The organism is Paenibacillus sp. RC84 (genome assembly GCF_041260495.1).
In the GTDB taxonomy this organism is placed as follows: Bacteria; Bacillota; Bacilli; order Paenibacillales; family NBRC-103111; genus Paenibacillus_F.
Window position 1 is genome coordinate 14,907 of sequence record NZ_JBGBYL010000005.1, and the last position, 17,230, is coordinate 32,136.

The window sequence follows — 17,230 nt, forward strand, 5'->3', positions numbered from 1 at the left end:
GCGGAACCCTAATTCTTAGGCGGGGAGGAAACGGTGTTGCCGGCTGAAAAGCGGAAAGAGGCAAAGAAAAGGAGGAACCGCATTTTTTCTTCGCCCCGGACAGAGCGGATTGTGAAAAGCAGGGCGTACCGGACGGCGGTCCCGGTCATTCTGCTGATCGGATTGGCCGAACATGCGTATTGGATCTATCATCTGGGCAAAAATGAGCCGGCGGGCTTTGTTTCCAGGCAGGAGTGGGCTTCGGTTCTTCTTCTGACGGTGATCCTTTTTATCGGCTGTATACGTTATATGGGCTATAAAAGAGCGGAAGGATTCGCGGAAAGCCTGAAAACGCTCCTGTGCATGCTTTTATTCGTTCTCTACGCTTTTTACTGCGGAGCGGGCTGGTCTTCGGCAGCTGAAGCCGGGGGAGGGCTGGAGACCGGTCAATCGTATTTGCTGGAAGCCCGGACAACGGCATTTGCCGCAGCGGCGGGCACGGCGCTATATGCGATCTGGAAGTGGCTTGGGGCAAAACTTACAAGTGAGCGCCATGAATAACGCGAACCCGCTGCGGCAGGAACGGATGAATTTGAGTGTGAGCAGACTTGATCGTAATAAACGGACCCGTGAGGTCCGTTTTGTTTTAGAGAAAGCTAGGGGAATGGCCGTTTAAAAAACCTCGTATTATGGTTAATTTTGCTGGTGATACAAACAGAGGGGGTCAACGGCATTTTTACAAAAAAATTTATCGGTGCAAAAGGAATCCAACTCCACACTTTTTACGAAATGGAAGATAAGGGCGATCTTTGGCGGAAAGGAGCTTCAACATGAATGAGTGGCCGGAAGATGCGCAGCTGGTGCGCCGTATCGCTCTAAAGCAGCCCCAGGCGCTGGAACAATTGTACGACCGTTACGAACGTCCGATGTATTCGTTCGCCTATCGCATTGTCAAAGATTCGATGATGGCGGAGGAGGTCGTTCAGGAGCTTTTCCTGCGCATCTGGAATCATGCCGAGCGGTACGAGGACTCCCAGGGCAAGCTGTCAACATGGATGTTCGCGATAGTCCGCAACATTGCCATTGACACGCTTCGCAGGAAACAGACGCGCACGTCCGGGCAGCTTGCCGAGCCGGATAAGCTGCTTCAGGTGGCGGACCGGAGCAGGGGGACTGAAGAGGAAGTGGAACTCCGTTTTATGGGAGAAGAGCTTGCTGTGGCGATGGAAGATCTGAACGAGGATCAGAAGAAAGTGATCGATCTTATTTATTTTAAAGGATATACTCATCAGGAAGTATCCCAGAAACAGGAGATTCCGCTTGGCACGGTAAAAAGCCGGGTAAGGCTGGCCATGAAGCAGCTTAAGGAGAAGCTCGCGGGCCGGGGAAAGGAGGGAGCGCACATATGAACAGACAAGAATCTCCTAACATGTGCGAATGGCTGGAACTCTATATGCTCGGGGGACTGTCACAGTCCGAAAGAGAACAGATGGAAGAGCATCTGAGTCATTGCGGGGCATGCAAGAAAGAAAGAGAAGAACTGCAGGCTGTAATGGATCTGCTTCCTTATACGGCAGAGCCTGCCCCGGTTCCGGACGGAATGAAACAGCGCGTTCTTGGCCGTATTCTGGGGAGTGAAGCGGATCATTCCGGACAGCCGCCTTTGACAGGCGCAAGTGCTCTTCTTCAGGAACAGGCACAGGCGCAAAATCGTGTAACGGACGCGTCCGCAGCAGCCGAATTACAAAAGAACGCCGGAAGGGCGGAACCCGAACCGGTGCCGGCCGGGGAGCATGAGCCGGTTTCCGCGAGAAGACCCGCGGGCAGAAGAAGCCGGACTTTTATCAGGTGGGCGGCCGGTACGGGAATTGCCGCCGCTGCGGTGATCCTCGGGTGGGTCAACATGCAGCTGAGGGAGGATGTCCGTTCGCTGAAAGGACTTAATGCCTCACTCCAGCAAAGCGTATCTTCGCTTCAGGGACAGCTTACGCTGGCCGGACAGCCTTCACAGGCATCGAAGGCGAACAAAGTGGTGAAGCTGAACCCTGCCGTTGAAGGCATCGTGGCGCAAGGCCTCGCTACAATCGTGATCGATGCCAAGGGCACCCACCTGGTTGTACAGGCCGAGAATCTTCCGGCCCTGCGGGATTCGCAGGCGTTCCAGGTCTGGCTCATCAAAGGCGAGCAGAAGGTAAATGCGGGAACTTTCCTGCCCCAGGGCGGCTCGGGCGCTCTCTATTACACCTTCGAGCCGCAGGAGTACGACACGGTCGCCATCACGCTGGAGCCGGATGCGGGGGGAACACAGCCCCGGGGATCGCTTGTGCTGGCCGCGAAAATTTGAGGGCGGATGTATGCTTAAGCCGTCCGTGAGACAGGAAGCGGTCAAACTCAAAAGCCTGAAAGCACCAAAAGCTTAAGCATAACGCCGGTATGCCGTTCATCATGCGAAGTGCTTATACCGAAGCGGCGTGAGAGAGAGTTAAACCACGGACGGGGCAAGAAGCGCCCCGAAAGAAGACAACCTGGCTGCGTAAAACCGCGCAGCCAGGCCGGAACCCGGCGGCACGCATCCGCCCGTCCAGCGAAAAGCCCCGAGCACAGCCGGTTTACCGGCGTGTTCGGGGCTTTTTTGACGCTGATAGGAATGGGCTTCCGTGCCGCAAAGTTACAGCGCTTTGCGGAATTCTTCCGTCAGCAGCGGCACGACATCGAACAGGTCTCCGACGATCCCGTAGTCGGCGACTTTGAAGATCGGCGCCTCCGGGTCCTTGTTGATCGCGATGATGACCCGCGATCCGCTCATCCCGGCCAGATGCTGGATGGCGCCGCTGATGCCGCATGCAATGTAAATCTCGGGCGTGACCACCTTGCCGGTCTGCCCGATCTGCATCGCATAGTCGCAGTACCCGGCGTCGCAGGCTCCGCGCGACGCCCCGACCGCTCCGCCGAGCACGCCGGCCAGCTCCTCGAGCGGCTTGAAGCCGTCGGCGCTCTTGACGCCGCGCCCGCCGGAGATGACGACCTTGGCTTCGGCAAGGTCGATTCGGCCCGAGGTCTTCTGAACGACCTCGCGGATGACCGTACGAAGGGACGGAGCTTCGTACGCCACGTTTTTGACCGCTGCCGAGGCGCCTTCCGCGGCAGCGGGAGCGGCAATGTTGTTGGGCCGGACGGTGACGACCCACGGGAACGAGGTGAACGCTTTCTTTTCAAGCGCTTTACCCGCGTAGATGGGGCGCGTAAACACGGCTTTACCGCCGTCCGATTCAACGGCCGTCACATCGGAAATCTGCCCGGCCCCGAGCCGGGAAGCGATCTGCGGGGCAAGGTCCTTGCCGATGGCGGTGTGGCCGAACAAGACCGCGTCGGGCTCCGCTTGGCGGATAATGTCGTGAAGCGCTTTGCCGTAGGCTTCCGGGTTGTAGTCCTTAAGATCGGCATGGTCGGTCACGTAAACTTTCTGGGCGCCGTATGCGGCCAGTTCATCGGCTAGGCCGGATACGCCGGAGCCGATCAGAGCGGCGAGAACGGAATCCCCTTCGGCGGCAGCCGCCTTCGCCGCGCCGATCGTTTCGAAAGAGACCTGGCGAAGAGCGCCGCCTTTAGCTTCAGCTACAATCAGGTATGTGTTGGACATAATTCAGTCGCCTCCTAAATGGACTCATAAAGGGAATAAGTGCGCAAAATGACCGCGGAAAGATCAAAGGACCAATCAGATAACCTTCGCTTCCGTACGCAAAAGCTGCACAAGCTCCGCAGCCGTCTGCGCGGGCTCGCCCTTGAGTGCTTTTCCGGCCTTGCGCGGAGGCGGCAGGAACAGATCCACGCGTACCGTGCGGGATTCCACAGATCCGAGACCGATATCGTCCAGCGTGATTTCCCGGAACGGCTTCTTCTTGGCCTTCATGATTCCCTGCAGGGAAGGATAGCGGGGCTCGTTTAATCCCTGCTGGGCCGTGAAGAGCGCCGGAAGCGTCACTTCCGCCGCTTCCAGGTCCCCTTCGGCGTCGCGGTGTACATTCGCCTTCCCGCCGGCGATCTCCAGCTTCGTAATCGAACTGACGTGGGGGATACCGAGCAGGGTCGCGAGACGGACGGCCACCTGGCCGGCGCCGTTGTCGACGGAGAAGTTTCCGCCGAGAACAAGATCGTACGCTTCCCGGGACAGGAAAGCATGAAGCGCCTGGGCCACGGCATGCTCATCGCCGCCTATGCGCTCATCGTTGATCAGGACGGCTTCGTCGGCTCCCATCGCGAGCGCGCTCCGCAGGGCCTCTGCGGAACGCTCCGGGCCGGCGGAAACGACGACGACTTTGCCTCCCTGCTCGTCGCGGAGCTGAATAGCCTGTTCCACTGCATATTCGTCATAGGGATTGATGACAAACTTGACGCCATCCTCCGAAATTTGTCCGTTCTCAAGCACGATTTTTTCCTCGGTATCAAACGTTTGTTTCAGCAGCACGAAAATGTCCATCGCTGGTGTCCCCTTCCTCTTTTGAAATGAGTATCCTCTATGGATAATCGGCTTTTAAGCCTGAATTCCCTGAAGAAAGAACTGTACGGTGCCGTCCACCTGAGCGGACAACGAATATTTGCGTCCGGAAATGAGCCAGGAGGTGACGACTTCGTCCATCGCTCCGAACAGCAGCAGACGGGTCAGCTTCACATCGAGATCGGCCCGGAATAATTTCTCTTCGACGCCCCGCACAAGAAGTTTCTCGATTAATTCAATATACGGCTTAACGGCTTTTCCTATTTCTTTGCGAAGCTCAAGCGAACTCTGCCGAAGCTCGATTTGAGTGACGAAGGCGAGATCGACGTTATTTTCCAGCTCCGTATAATGGATCTCGCAAACTTTGCGAAGCGCTTCCTTAACGCCGGTGGTCTGCTCGATATGCATATGGAACTTGCCTACAAGCTCACCGAGCTTCTCACGGAACAAGGAGATAAGAATATCCTCCTTTCTTTTGAAGTACAAATAAATCGTACCGTCCGCGACGCCGGCCGCTTTGGCAATCTTGGAAACCTGAGAGCGGTGAAACCCGTGTTCGGCGAATACTTTCAACGCAGCTTCGAGAATTAAATCATATTTTTCTTTTTTTTTGCTTGTCATGGAATCACCTCGGTGCTAAAATACGAATTAAATAGTGAATGAATACTCATTCATTTTCTACAGCCATCATAAAATAGATCCAGGGCAATGTCAATGACTGAATGACCCGCTGTCAAGGCGAAGTTCCGAGGTTATGGCACCATGAGAAAAGCATGTCTGATCCGAACGTTAGTCAGGAGAACCATGCTTTTGTTTGCTCGGGTCATGTAAACGCTTTATATGGTGGAAATGAGAAAAGGTGTATAGCATCCGAGAAAGGGGTTGTTTCCGATGCCGGGAGCGATCGTGCAGTTGATTCTGTTTCTGGGCGTGACGGGGTTCGGCATTTACCTGTTCGCCAAAGCGGTGTACCACCGTTACCTATATGTGAAGCTCGGACAGCCGGTCGATTGGGGAGGACAGCTTCAGGAAAGGCTGAAAGATTTCGCCGTTCAAGTGTTCGGCCAGAAGAAGCTGCTCAAGGACAAGAAAAGCGGCATCATGCACATCGTTATTTTTTACGGGTTCATTATTCTTCAGTTCGGCGCGCTGGATATTATCGTCAAAGGACTTTCCGGTCACGGGCTGCCGCTTCCCGGCTACGAAGCGTTCGGTCTGATCCAGGAAATCACGGTAGCGGCTATTCTGATCGCCATGGGTTACGCCGCATACCGCCGATACGGAGAGAAGCTGAAACGGCTGAAGAGAGGTTGGAAGCCGAGCCTGGTCGTCTACTTTATTTTCAGCCTGATGGTTTCGGTGCTTCTCACGCTTGCTTTCGACCGGATCCGGGAAGGGTTGGAGCCTTCCGCCATGGCACCGATCTCGTCGGTGCTGGCATCTGCGTTCGGATGGATGTCTCTTGGGGCGGCCGCCGTTCTGTATCACGTGTTCTGGTGGGCGCACCTGTTCATTCTGCTGGCGTTCCTGGTCTATGTGCCCCAGTCCAAGCATTTTCATCTCATTACGGCTCCTCTTAACATTTTGCTGAAAAGACGGGAACCTGCCGGACGGCTGAGGAAGCTGGATCTGGAAGACGAGGAAGCGGAATCTTTCGGCCTCAGTAAGATCGAAGACTTGACGCAGAAGCAGATGCTTGACCTGTATGCCTGCGTGGAATGCGGGCGCTGCACCAACGTGTGTCCCGCCTCGGGCACCGGTAAAATGCTTTCGCCGATGCATATGATCGTGAAGCTGCGCGATCACTTGACGGAGAAGGGGGCGGCGGTTACGAGCAAATCCCCTTGGGTGCCCGCTTTCGCTTTCTCGGGGAATTCGGTTCATGAGATGAACGCCGATGGACATGAGCTGGGCGCATGGAACGGCTCGGGCATCACCGATATCGGCCCGACGATGAACGCGCAGAAGCATTCTTGGGTGACGACGGACAAAAAGCCGCAGGAGATGGAGCTGGTCGGCGATGTCATGACCGAAGAGGAAATCTGGTCCTGCACGACGTGCCGCAACTGCGAGGACCAGTGTCCGGTAGCGAACGAGCATGTGGACAAAATCGTCGATTTGCGCAGGCATCTCGTCCTGATGCAGGGCTCCATGCCGCATGACGGCCAGCGGGCTATGCAGAACATCGAGCGTCAGGGCAACCCGTGGGGGATTTCGCGCAACGACCGGGCCAAATGGGTGCAGGAAATCGATCCCGAAGGCGAACTCCGCGTTCCGACGGTCAAAGAAAACCCGGAATTCGACATTCTGTTTTTCGTCGGTTCGATGGGCTCTTACGACAACCGGAGCCGCAAAATCACGCGTTCGCTTGTCCGCCTTATGAATGAAGCGAACGTCAATTTCGCCATTCTCGGCAACGAAGAGAAGAACTCCGGCGATACCCCGAGACGGCTGGGGAACGAGTTTTTGTTCCAGCAGCTCTGCGAGGAAAACAGTAAGATTTTCCGGAAATACGGGGTGCGCAAAATCGTGACTGCCTGCCCGCATACGTACAACACCTTGAAGAACGAATATCCCGAATTCGGACTGGAAGCCGAGGTTCTTCACCATACGGAACTTCTGGATGAACTGGTCCGCACCGGAAAGCTGACTCCGCGCTATGAGGTGAACGAACGGATCACGTACCACGATTCGTGTTACCTCGGCCGTTACAATAACGTCTACGATCAGCCCCGCAATGTGCTCAAAGCGATTCCCGGCGTGGAATTGGTTGAAATGACCCGCTCCCGTGAGAACGGGATGTGCTGCGGCGCGGGCGGAGGCATGATGTGGATGGAGGAAACGGCCGGCAAGAGAGTCAACCTGGCCCGGACCGAGCAGGCGCTGGAGGTTAACCCGACGGTGATTTCATCGGCTTGTCCGTACTGCCTGACCATGATGGAAGACGGCACGAAAATGAAAGAAGCCGAAGAGACGGTCCAAACCCGGGATATCGCAGAAATACTCGAAGAATCCGTATTTGGTGCGAAGGCACCGGCGCCGTTCCAGACCGTTTCGTAAGATCAAGCGGCCGGACGGCAGACGAAGATCAGGAGGGAATCCGACATGGTGAATCAGATTCAGAAAGCGGCCGTTATCGGCTCCGGCGTGATGGGAGCGGCCATTGCGGCACACTTGGCGGGTGCGGGTATTTCGTGCCTGCTGCTGGATATTGTTCCGACGGTTTTGACGGACGAAGAGACGAAAGCGGGACTGACTCCGGAGCAGCCGAAGGTGAGAAACCGCCTGGCGGCGGGAGCGATTGAGAGGCTGAAGAAAACGAATCCGGCTCCGCTGTACAGCGAAGCGTTTGCGGCGCGCATCACACCCGGAAACCTGGAAGACGATCTGGCCCGATTATCGGGCGTCGACTGGATTATCGAAGTGGTCGTGGAACGCCTGGACGTGAAGAAGCAGCTCCTGGCCCGGATCGAGCAGGTCTGGAAGCCGGGAACGATTGTCTCCTCCAATACGTCCGGAATCTCTATTCAAGCGATGGCGGAGGACTGCGGCCCGGAATTCAAACGGCACTTTTTAGGCACTCATTTCTTTAATCCGCCCAGATATATGAAACTGCTTGAAATCATTCCGGGAGAATCTACCGATCCCGAAATTCTCCGTTTCATGGCTGACTTTTGTGAGAAGAGGCTCGGAAAAGGCGTCGTAACGGCCAAGGATACGCCGAACTTTATCGCCAACCGGATCGGCACGTACGGGCTGCTCGTCACACTCCGGGAAATGCTGGAGAAAGGTTATACCGTGGAAGAAGTCGATGCCGTAACGGGCCCCGCACTTGGACGTCCGAAAAGCGCCACGTTCCGCACGCTGGATCTCGTCGGGCTCGATACGTTCGTTCACGTAGCAAGGAATGTTTACGACCTGGTCGATAACGAAGCGGAGAAAACGATTTTCGACGTTCCTGCGGAGCTGACTGGCATGGTGGAGCGGGGGTGGATCGGCGAGAAGAAGGGGCAGGGTTTTTATAAGAAGATAAAAAATGAAAAAGGAAAAGAAATCCAGGCCCTCGATCTCGGGACCATGGAATATGCGCCGTCGCGGAAAATTTCCTCTGCGTCACTGGAAGCGGCCAAGAACGCCAAAGGCACGGCCGGTAAAATCAAAACGCTGCTTTCTACACCGGATAAATATTCCGAGCTGGCCTGGAATGTAATCAAGCCCGTTCTGCTTTATTCGGCCGGCAAACTGGGAGAAATCGCGGATTCCATCGTGGAGATCGACAATGCGATGAAGTGGGGCTTCAACTGGGATCTGGGGCCTTTCGAGCTATGGGACGTCATCGGTCTGGAGCGCTCGGTCACAAGAATGGAACAAGAAGGCGATACCGTTCCCGCCTGGGTGAAGGAGTGGCTTGCGGCCGGACACACCGGTTTTTACGAAAAGCGTGATGGCATGACGTTTTATTACAACCAAGGCACGTATAAGGAAGTCGACACGCGTCCGGAGCATATCTCGCTAAAAGCGCTCAAGCAGCGGAACAAAGTCATTCTGAGCAATAGCGGCGCGAGTCTGATCGACATCGGCGACGGCGTGGCGTGTCTGGAGTTCCATTCGCCTAACAATGCGATCGGCGCCGATATTTTGACAATGGTGCAGAAAAGCACGGAAGAGGTGAGGCGCAATTACCGCGGGCTGGTCCTCGCCAACGAAGGCCGTCACTTCTGCGTGGGAGCGAACGTGATGATCCTGCTCATGGAAGCGCAGGACGGGGAGTGGGATGAGGTGGACAGCATCATCCGGCTGTTCCAGAACTCCATGATGACGCTGAAAAAGCTGGAGAAGCCGGTCGTCGCCGCGCCTCACAGCATGACGCTCGGAGGCGGTGTCGAAGCGTGTCTGCCTGCCGACCGGATTATTTTCTCGCCGGAAACCTACTTCGGCCTGGTCGAAGTGGGGGTCGGCGTCATTCCGGCCGGAGGCGGCTGCAAGGAAATGGCGCTGCGGAGCAGCCGGCTTGCCGCGGGCGACCCCGAGGTGGACCTTCAGCCGCATATTAACCGTTACTTCGAAACGATCGGGATGGCGAAGGTGTCTACCAGCGGCTACGATACGAAGCGGCTCGGCTATATGGGTCCTAGAGATTCCGTCGTTCTGAACGGCGATCACCGGATTTATACCGCCAAGCAGGCGGTGCTGGCCATGGACCGCGAAGGATATGTGCTTCCGCAGGAAGAGAAGATCCGGGTCGTCGGCGACAGCGGCAAAGCGGTGCTGCAAATCGCGTCGTATACGATGAAGCTGGGCGGTTACATCAGCGACCACGACCAGCTTATCGCGAACAAACTGGCGCATGTGCTCGCGGGAGGAGACATTCCTGCCGGAAGCCTGGTGTCGGAACAGTACATGCTGGATCTGGAGCGCGAGGCGTTCCTGAGCTTGTGCGGCGAACCGAAAACCCAGCAGCGGATGCAGCATATGCTGTCCAAAGGCAAGCCGCTGCGCAACTAATTCAGGACGAAGCGAGGGGAGAACACAATGAAAGAAGCGGTCATTGTATCGATAGTGCGCACTCCGGTAGGCAAAGCGAAGAAAGGCAGTCTTGCCCAGACGAGGGCCGAAGATCTCGGGCGCATCGTCCTGAACGAGGCGGTCAGAAGGGCACCGGGACTGCGCAAGGAGGACGTGGAGGACATCATCATCGGCTGCGCGATGCCGGAAGGCGAGCAGGGGCTGAACTTCGCCAGGACGATGGCCCTGTACGCGGGCTTCCCGGCTGCGGTTCCGGCCGTCACGATCAACCGGTTCTGCTCGTCCGGGCTGCAGTCCATCTCCTATGCGGCGGAGCGGATCATGCTCGGGCAGGCCGACGTGATCATTGCCGGAGGCGTGGAAAGCATGAGCCACGTGCCCATGACCGGGTTCAAGCTGTCGCCGCATCCGAAGCTGGCCGTGGAGATGCCCGAAGTCTACATGGGCATGGGACACACGGCGGAGAACGTCGCGCAGCGGTTCGGCATCTCCCGCGAGGATCAGGACGCCTTTGCGGCGGAGAGCCACCGCAAAGCGGCTGCCGCGATTGCCGCAGGCCGGTTCAAGGAGGAGATCGTTCCCGTCGAAACGAGCGTGAAAGGGGTGGACGCCGGCGGCAAGCGCTGGGAGAAGCCGGTCATGCTCGACACGGACGAAGGCGTCCGTGCCGATACGACAACCGGCGTGCTCGCGAAGCTGCGTCCCGCCTTTGCGCTGAAAGGCAGCGTAACGGCCGGCAACGCCTCGCAGACGAGCGACGGCGCGGCGGCGGCTGTGCTGATGAGCCGCGAGCGCGCGGAGGAGCTGGGCTTGAAGCCGCTCGCGGCATTCCGCTCCTTCGCCCTGGCGGGTGTAGCGCCCGAGATCATGGGCGTCGGGCCGGTCGAAGCGATTCCGAAGGCGTTGAAGCAGGCCGGGATCACGCAGGATCAGGTGGATTTGTACGAGATCAACGAAGCGTTCGCTTCCCAGTGCGTGCACATTATCCGCGAGCTGAAGCTGGACGAAGCGAAGGTGAACGTCAACGGCGGCGCGATCGCGCTCGGTCATCCGCTGGGATGTACGGGCACGAAGCTGACGGCCAGTCTGGTTCACGAACTGAGACGCAGAGGCGGCGGATACGGTGTCGTGTCGATGTGCATCGGAGGCGGAATGGGAGCGGCCGGCGTGTTTGAAGTTTACGGAGAATAACGGGCCCCGGTCGTTCGGGCGTCAAAGCACGGTTTGCCGGCTCACGGGTCCGCGGATTGAAGGAGCCGTGAGGCGGTCTTTTCGAACCTTCACGGCTCCAGAGACCGGCTTCGTCCTTGCGCGGGTTAACCGAACCGTCCACCGGTCAGCCGGAAGCGGCGGAAACCGGAAATAAAGCAAGCTTATCTTCGCATATGAATCCATTAAAGGAGAGATTGCACATGATTGAAACGAGAAAGTTGACCAAAGGCGGAAGTTTTGTGATCGAAGATTTGGATGTAAACGCTCTCGTAACCCCGGAGGATTTTACCGAAGAACAGCGAATGATGATGGAGACGACCCGCGACTTCGTAGAAGGAGAAGTGCTGCCGAAAGACGAAGAAATTGAGAAGCTCGACTACGAGCTGACCGTCAAACTGATGCGCAAAGCGGGAGAAATCGGCCTGCTGGGCGCGGATGTGCCGGAGGAATACGGCGGACTCGGGCTCGATAAAATCAGCTCGACCGTCATTAACGAAAACTTGTCCAAAGCGTCCGCCTTTGCATTGTCGATCGGCGCCCACGTCGGAATCGGCACCCTGCCGATCGTCTTCTTCGGTACGCCGGAGCAGAAGCGGAAATATTTGCCCGAGCTTGCCACGGGCGAAAAAATCGCGGCCTACTGCCTGACGGAGCCTACTTCCGGTTCGGATGCGCTGGGCGCGAAAACGACGGCAAAGCTGTCGGATGACGGACAGCATTATATCTTGAACGGTTCTAAGCTGTATATCACCAACGCGGGCTTTGCGGATATTTTTATCGTGTACGCCAAGGTGGACGGCAAAGATTTTACCGCCTTTATCGTGGAACGCAATCTGAAAGGGTTCTCCGTCGGACCGGAGGAGAAAAAAATGGGCATTAAAGGATCGTCTACATGCCCGCTCTATTTTGAAGATGTGCATGTGCCGGTCGAAAACCTGCTCGGGGAGGTCGGACGCGGCCATATTATCGCATTTAACATTTTGAACATTGGTCGATTCAAGCTGGGAGCGGGCTGTCTCGGCGCCAGCAAGGAAGCCATCGAGCTCAGCGCCAAATACGCCAATACCCGTACGCAGTTCGGGCAGCCGATTTCTTCCTTCCCGCTGATCGGCAAGAAACTTGCGGAAATGAATATCCGTACGTATGTAACGGAAAGCATCGTGTACCGCACATCCGGCATGATCGACACGGCGTTACAGAATCTCGACCACAATAGCGCGGAAGCGGGACAGCAGTCCGCCAAAGCGATCGCCGAGTATGCGCTGGAATGCTCCATTAACAAGGTGTTCGCATCGGAAGCGCTTGATTTCGTGGCCGATGAAGGCGTGCAGATTCATGGGGGTTACGGCTTCATTCAAGAGTATAAAATCGAACGGATTTACCGGGATTCGCGGATCAATCGGATTTTTGAAGGAACGAACGAAATCAACCGCCTTCTCATTCCGGGAACGCTGCTCAAGAAAGCGATGAAGGGCGAGCTTGATCTCATGGGCAAAGCGCAGGCTCTGCAGTCCGAGCTGATGCAGCTTATTCCGGGTCAGACTTTCGACGAAACGCTGGAGCAGGCAGCCCATCTGACCGCTATGGCGAAAAAAGTATTCCTGATGGCGGGCGGCTCCGCCGTACAGAAATACGGCATGAACCTGGAGAAGCAGCAGGAAGTGCTCAGCAACCTGGCGGATATGATGATTCAGATTTATGCCATGGAAACGACGCTGGTGCGTACGCGCAAGCTCATCGCGAAATCCGGCGAAGTGAAAGCGAAGAACGCGATCCAAATGACGGACGTCTTCGTTCAGGAGGCGTTTGCCGAGATCGAGCGTCTCGCCAAGGATACGCTGGCCGCCATGGAAACCGGCGACGTGCTGCGTACTCAGCTCTCCGTTCTGAAGAAGCTCACGCGCAGCACGCCGGTCGACGCGGTCGGACTGAAGCGCGAAATTGCGGCTCGTGTCATAGCTGCTGAGAAATACGTCATCTGACGATATGGCCCGCGAAAGGGATGATCTTGTATGGATTCGGCTAAGCCATGGCTGCATCACTACGAAAGTGAAGTCGCCTCGACTTACGAGTATCCCAGGCACAATTTAGCGTACTTCCTGGTGCAGGCGGCCGGGAAAAACCCGCAGCTGCCTGCCCTTTATTTTATGGGCAAGAAAATCAAGTACGGCCAGCTGATGGAGGCGTGCTACCGGTTCGCCAACGGATTGAGGCAGCTCGGCGTCGAGAAAGGGGAGCGGGTGGCGATTATGCTGCCCAACTGCCCCCAGAGCGTCATCGCCTATTACGGGGCGCTGCTTGCCGGCGCAGTAGTGGTTCAGACGAACCCGCTTTATATGGAGCGGGAGCTGGAGCATCAGCTTCTCGATTCCGGCGCCGTCGCGATCGTTACCCTGGATCTGCTGTACCGGAGGGTCGCCGCGGTTATGCCGAGAACACACCTGAGGCACATCATCGTTTCTTCTTTGAAAGATTATCTGCCTTTTCCGAAAAATGTCCTGTACCCGATCAAAGCGAAGCGGGACGGGGCGGATCTGAGCGTTCCGTGGAGCGAGTCCGTCCGTTCCTTCCGCACCTTGCTAGCCGCGTCTTCGGCGATACCCGTCATGGAGGAAGTGAATGCGGCCGAGGATGTGGCGCTGCTCCAGTATACCGGCGGAACGACAGGGCTCTCGAAGGGCGTCATGCTCACGCATATGAACCTCATCGCCAACACGCTGCAGACGAAGCATTGGTTCCATAAGGCGGCAGACGGGCAGGAAATCTACTTGGCAGCGCTTCCATTTTTTCATGTGTTCGGCATGACCGTGCTCATGAATCAGGCGGTTGTCCGCAGCGGCATGATGGTGCTTGTGCCGAAGTTTGAAGTGAGCGAAATCCTGGTCCTCATTTCAAAGCTGAAGCCGACGGTATTCCCGGGCGCGCCGACCATGTATATTGCCCTTATTAATCATCCGGACATCCGGTCGTACGATTTATCGTCCATAAATGTGTGCATCAGCGGGTCCGCTCCGCTGCCTCTGGAAGTGCAGGAAAGATTCGAAGAGCTTACGGGTGGACGCCTGATCGAAGGCTACGGCTTAACGGAAGCGTCTCCGGTGACGCACGCGAATCCCATCTGGGGAAGAAGGAAGATCGGCTCGATCGGCATTCCGTTTCCGGATACGGAAGCCAAAGTCGTGGACCCCGCAACCGGAGAGGAGGCGGGAATCGGCGAAATCGGCGAGCTGGTCGTGAAGGGGCCGCAGGTCATGAAAGGGTACTGGAACCGTCCGCATGAATCGGAGGCGGTGCTCAAGAACGGCTGGCTCTACACCGGCGACATGGCCCGCGTGGACGAGGAAGGTTATTTTTCGATCGTGGACCGGAAAAAAGATATCATTATCGCAGGCGGTTTCAATATTTATCCGCGAGAAATCGAAGAAGTTCTTTTCGAACATCCGGCCGTCAAGGAGGCGGTCGTAATCGGAATACCGGACCCTTATCGGGGAGAGACTGTGAAAGCCTTCGTCATCGTACGGGAAGGAGAAATCCTTTCGGAAGAGGAACTCAATACGTGGTGCCGGGAGCGTCTGGCGGCTTTCAAGGTTCCGCGCCGGTACGAATTCCGGACCCAGCTTCCGAAAACGATGGTCGGCAAAGTTCTGCGCCGCAGACTGCTTGAGGAAGAGCTCCAGCAAATTTCCGCCGCGAAAGAATAAGGGAACCGCTTTTCCGGCCCGCTCCATCGCTTAAGCCCCGCAGCGGGGCTTTTTCTTTCCGGAACATCCCGGTATAATGGCGCTAATAGAGAAGGGAGGGAACCCGATGGAACCAAAGAATGCAGTCAGCCCGCAGTTTCAGCATCTGATGGAACGTGCAAGAAATACGTTTTGGGAGTATCTCGGCTGTGAAATCGTGGAGGCCGCCGCGGACAAAGTCGTGGTCCGGCTTGTCGCCCAGCAGCATCATCTCAATCTGATCGGAATTGTTCATGGGGGAGTCACCTCTTCCATGCTGGATAACGCCATGGGTGTCGTGCTCATGCTGGCAAGACCCGACGACAAAATCGTGACGACGAATCTGAATGTGCAGTTCGTGGCACCCATGCAGCCCGGCGAATTGTACGTGACGGCGGAAATTGTCCACCAGTCGCGGAAAATGCTGACGGCCATCGGCCGGGTCACGGATGCGGAAGGACGCTTGGGCACCTTCGGAACCGGAACCTTCCGGGTAATCTGAGAGCCGGATTTAGTTGAAAAAGAACCTGAAGAGGCGATCTCTTCGGGTTTTTTGCATAAACGGGGGAGCGCCGGTCGTTTGCGGGAGTTTGATCCGGTTGTGTACAATTGAATAATTCATTATACTATTTATAATCCTTATAAACAGGAAGTATGGAAGGGAGCGAAATCAACATGGCAAATTGGACTGAAGTCACTACATTGGAACAATGGAACGAGATTTTCGATCAATCCGCGGAGAAGCCTTTCGTCATGCTTAAGCACAGCACAACATGCCCGGTCAGCGCCAGCGCACTGGAAGAATACGACGAATATTTGGGCAAAAACCCGAACGGGAAGGTAAACTACTACCTCGTCAAGGTCATCGAATCCCGCCCGGTCTCCAATAAAATTGCCGAGGATGTCGGCGTGAAGCACGCTTCCCCGCAAATTATTTACGTGAAGGACAAGTTTGCGGAATGGAACACTTCCCACTGGTCGGTAACGTCCAAGCACATTTCCGCCGTACTGGACTAACCGTATCAGATGGAGGTGCGAATGCATCTGCCTATTTAGTCAGACTGGTAATATATACACGTATATATACGAAGTGATGTACGATATACTGGTCTTACGGACGGGTATCGTGGAAAGTAGCCGTCCGTCGGATCTTTTTTTCATAACCTTTGCCCCAGTGGGCTCAGGTTATTTTTTTGCTCCGAAGGATAGCCCTTCTTTTGCAAATCAGGTATACTGATCCGAGTACATAAATTGACCCTTGGTAAAGGAACGCGGAAATCATGACGACACATTCGAACGACAAACCTATGATTCCGGTGCCTCTCGCATTTATCGTCGGCATTATCGGAATCTCTTTCTCTGCCATTTTTGTCCGCTGGAGCGAGGCTCCCGTGGCCGTGACCGCGATGTACCGCCTGCTGCTCACCAATCTGATTATGCTGCCGTTTCTGTTCAAATACACGGCGGAGATCAAAGCGATCCGCTGGAAATCGGTATTCGGCCTGGTCGGCTCGGGCTTATTCCTGGCCCTGCATTTTCTACTCTGGATGGCGTCTCTCAGCTATACGACCGTCGCTTCTTCAACGGCGCTGCTTACGCTGGAACCGATCTTCGTGATGATCGGGGCGTACTGGCTGTTCCGCCAGAAGAACAGCTGGGGCACGGTGATCGGCATGCTGATCGCGATGATCGGGGCCGCCATGATCGGCTGGGGGGACTTCCGGTTCTCCGGGGAAGCCCTGAAAGGCGATCTGTTGTCCATCGTCAGCGCCGCGGCCGTTGCCGTTCATATGCTGCTCGGCAAAACGATGCGGCAGTCCATGTCCGCGTTCGTCTACAGCTTCTTCGTCTTCCTGGCGGCCGCCGCCGCTCTCGGCGTCTACAATCTTGTGCAGGGAACGCCGCTTACGGGCTATTCGCAGAAGGACTGGCTGATGTTCCTGCTGCTCGCTATCGTGCCGACGATGTTCGGCCACTACCTCTTCAATTGGCTGCTGAAATATGTGAAGGCCGCGACCGTATCCATGAGCGTACTTGGTGAGCCGCTCGGCTCGACGGTGCTCGCATTCTTCCTGCTCGGCGAAGCGATAACCGGCATCCAGATCGGAGCGGGCTGCCTGCTGCTGTTCGGCATCTGGCTGTTTATCCGCAGTCAGGGCAGGAAAGGGAAGGACGAAATGGTGGCGACTCCCGCCGTGCCCGCGCCCCTGCCTGAAATGCCGGAGGAGAGGACGGGCGCTTCCCGGCCTTCTCTGATCGACAGCTGAACGATCAGGATTCCTACTTAATAGAATGGAAA

The 17,230-nt window shown here is 56.3% G+C and carries 14 protein-coding genes; 11 read left to right on the forward strand and 3 right to left on the reverse strand.

Translation table 11 applies throughout. The features are described 5' to 3' along the window. Positions 1-33 precede the first annotated feature (33 nt). From ABH899_RS12640 to ABH899_RS12650, 3 genes are all read left to right on the forward strand, one after another. Positions 34-540, forward strand: a complete 507-nt coding sequence (locus ABH899_RS12640; RefSeq protein WP_369996528.1) for a hypothetical protein — start codon at positions 34-36, stop codon at positions 538-540. A gap of 269 nt (positions 541-809) precedes the next feature. Next, positions 810-1,388: an RNA polymerase sigma factor gene (locus tag ABH899_RS12645; protein ID WP_369996530.1), complete on the forward strand. Its 579-nt coding sequence runs from the start codon at positions 810-812 to the stop codon at positions 1,386-1,388. Beyond that, a complete protein-coding gene (locus tag ABH899_RS12650; RefSeq protein ID WP_369996532.1) occupies positions 1,385-2,323 on the forward strand; it encodes an anti-sigma factor in 939 nt (312 codons plus the stop codon). The genes ABH899_RS12645 and ABH899_RS12650 overlap by 4 nt, the downstream gene beginning before the upstream one ends. 324 nt (positions 2,324-2,647) lie before the next feature. Here the strand turns inward: ABH899_RS12650 and ABH899_RS12655 are convergent, their stop codons facing one another. From ABH899_RS12655 to ABH899_RS12665, 3 genes are all read right to left on the reverse strand, one after another. Beyond that, positions 2,648-3,619 carry an electron transfer flavoprotein subunit alpha/FixB family protein gene (locus tag ABH899_RS12655; protein WP_369996534.1) on the reverse strand — a complete coding sequence of 324 codons (972 nt, stop codon included), beginning with the start codon at positions 3,617-3,619 and terminating at the stop codon, positions 2,648-2,650. Positions 3,620-3,694: 75 nt separating this feature from the next. After that, positions 3,695-4,456 (reverse strand): electron transfer flavoprotein subunit beta/FixA family protein, encoded by a 762-nt coding sequence (locus tag ABH899_RS12660; protein WP_369996536.1) that lies wholly within the window; start codon positions 4,454-4,456, stop codon positions 3,695-3,697. Positions 4,457-4,510: 54 nt separating this feature from the next. After that, the gene (locus ABH899_RS12665) at positions 4,511-5,095 is read right to left on the reverse strand and encodes a fatty acid metabolism transcriptional regulator FadR (protein WP_369996538.1); all 585 of its coding nucleotides are present in this window, start codon (positions 5,093-5,095) and stop codon (positions 4,511-4,513) included. Positions 5,096-5,365: 270 nt separating this feature from the next. Here ABH899_RS12665 and ABH899_RS12670 point away from each other — a divergent pair, with 270 nt between their 5' ends. The 8 genes from ABH899_RS12670 to ABH899_RS12705 all read left to right on the forward strand — a co-directional run bounded on the left by ABH899_RS12670 (position 5,366) and on the right by ABH899_RS12705 (position 17,198). Then, positions 5,366-7,534 (forward strand): heterodisulfide reductase-related iron-sulfur binding cluster, encoded by a 2,169-nt coding sequence (locus ABH899_RS12670; RefSeq protein ID WP_369996540.1) that lies wholly within the window; start codon positions 5,366-5,368, stop codon positions 7,532-7,534. A gap of 45 nt (positions 7,535-7,579) precedes the next feature. Then, positions 7,580-9,979: a 3-hydroxyacyl-CoA dehydrogenase/enoyl-CoA hydratase family protein gene (locus tag ABH899_RS12675; protein ID WP_369996542.1), complete on the forward strand. Its 2,400-nt coding sequence runs from the start codon at positions 7,580-7,582 to the stop codon at positions 9,977-9,979. Positions 9,980-10,006: 27 nt separating this feature from the next. Next, on the forward strand, positions 10,007-11,191 hold the full coding sequence (locus ABH899_RS12680) for an acetyl-CoA C-acyltransferase (RefSeq protein ID WP_369996544.1): 1,185 nt from the start codon (positions 10,007-10,009) through the stop codon (positions 11,189-11,191). Between the two features lie 221 nt (positions 11,192-11,412). Further along, on the forward strand, positions 11,413-13,194 hold the full coding sequence (locus ABH899_RS12685) for an acyl-CoA dehydrogenase family protein (protein WP_218228555.1): 1,782 nt from the start codon (positions 11,413-11,415) through the stop codon (positions 13,192-13,194). A gap of 30 nt (positions 13,195-13,224) precedes the next feature. Then, on the forward strand, positions 13,225-14,913 hold the full coding sequence (locus ABH899_RS12690) for a long-chain-fatty-acid--CoA ligase (protein WP_369996547.1): 1,689 nt from the start codon (positions 13,225-13,227) through the stop codon (positions 14,911-14,913). Positions 14,914-15,019: 106 nt separating this feature from the next. Beyond that, on the forward strand, positions 15,020-15,433 hold the full coding sequence (locus ABH899_RS12695) for a PaaI family thioesterase (protein WP_009672803.1): 414 nt from the start codon (positions 15,020-15,022) through the stop codon (positions 15,431-15,433). A 173-nt stretch (positions 15,434-15,606) separates the two neighbouring features. Beyond that, a complete protein-coding gene (ytxJ, locus tag ABH899_RS12700; RefSeq protein WP_369996549.1) occupies positions 15,607-15,948 on the forward strand; it encodes a bacillithiol system redox-active protein YtxJ in 342 nt (113 codons plus the stop codon). Positions 15,949-16,211: 263 nt separating this feature from the next. Then, on the forward strand, positions 16,212-17,198 hold the full coding sequence (locus tag ABH899_RS12705; protein WP_369996551.1) for a DMT family transporter: 987 nt from the start codon (positions 16,212-16,214) through the stop codon (positions 17,196-17,198). The last annotated feature ends 32 nt before the right edge of the window (positions 17,199-17,230 follow it).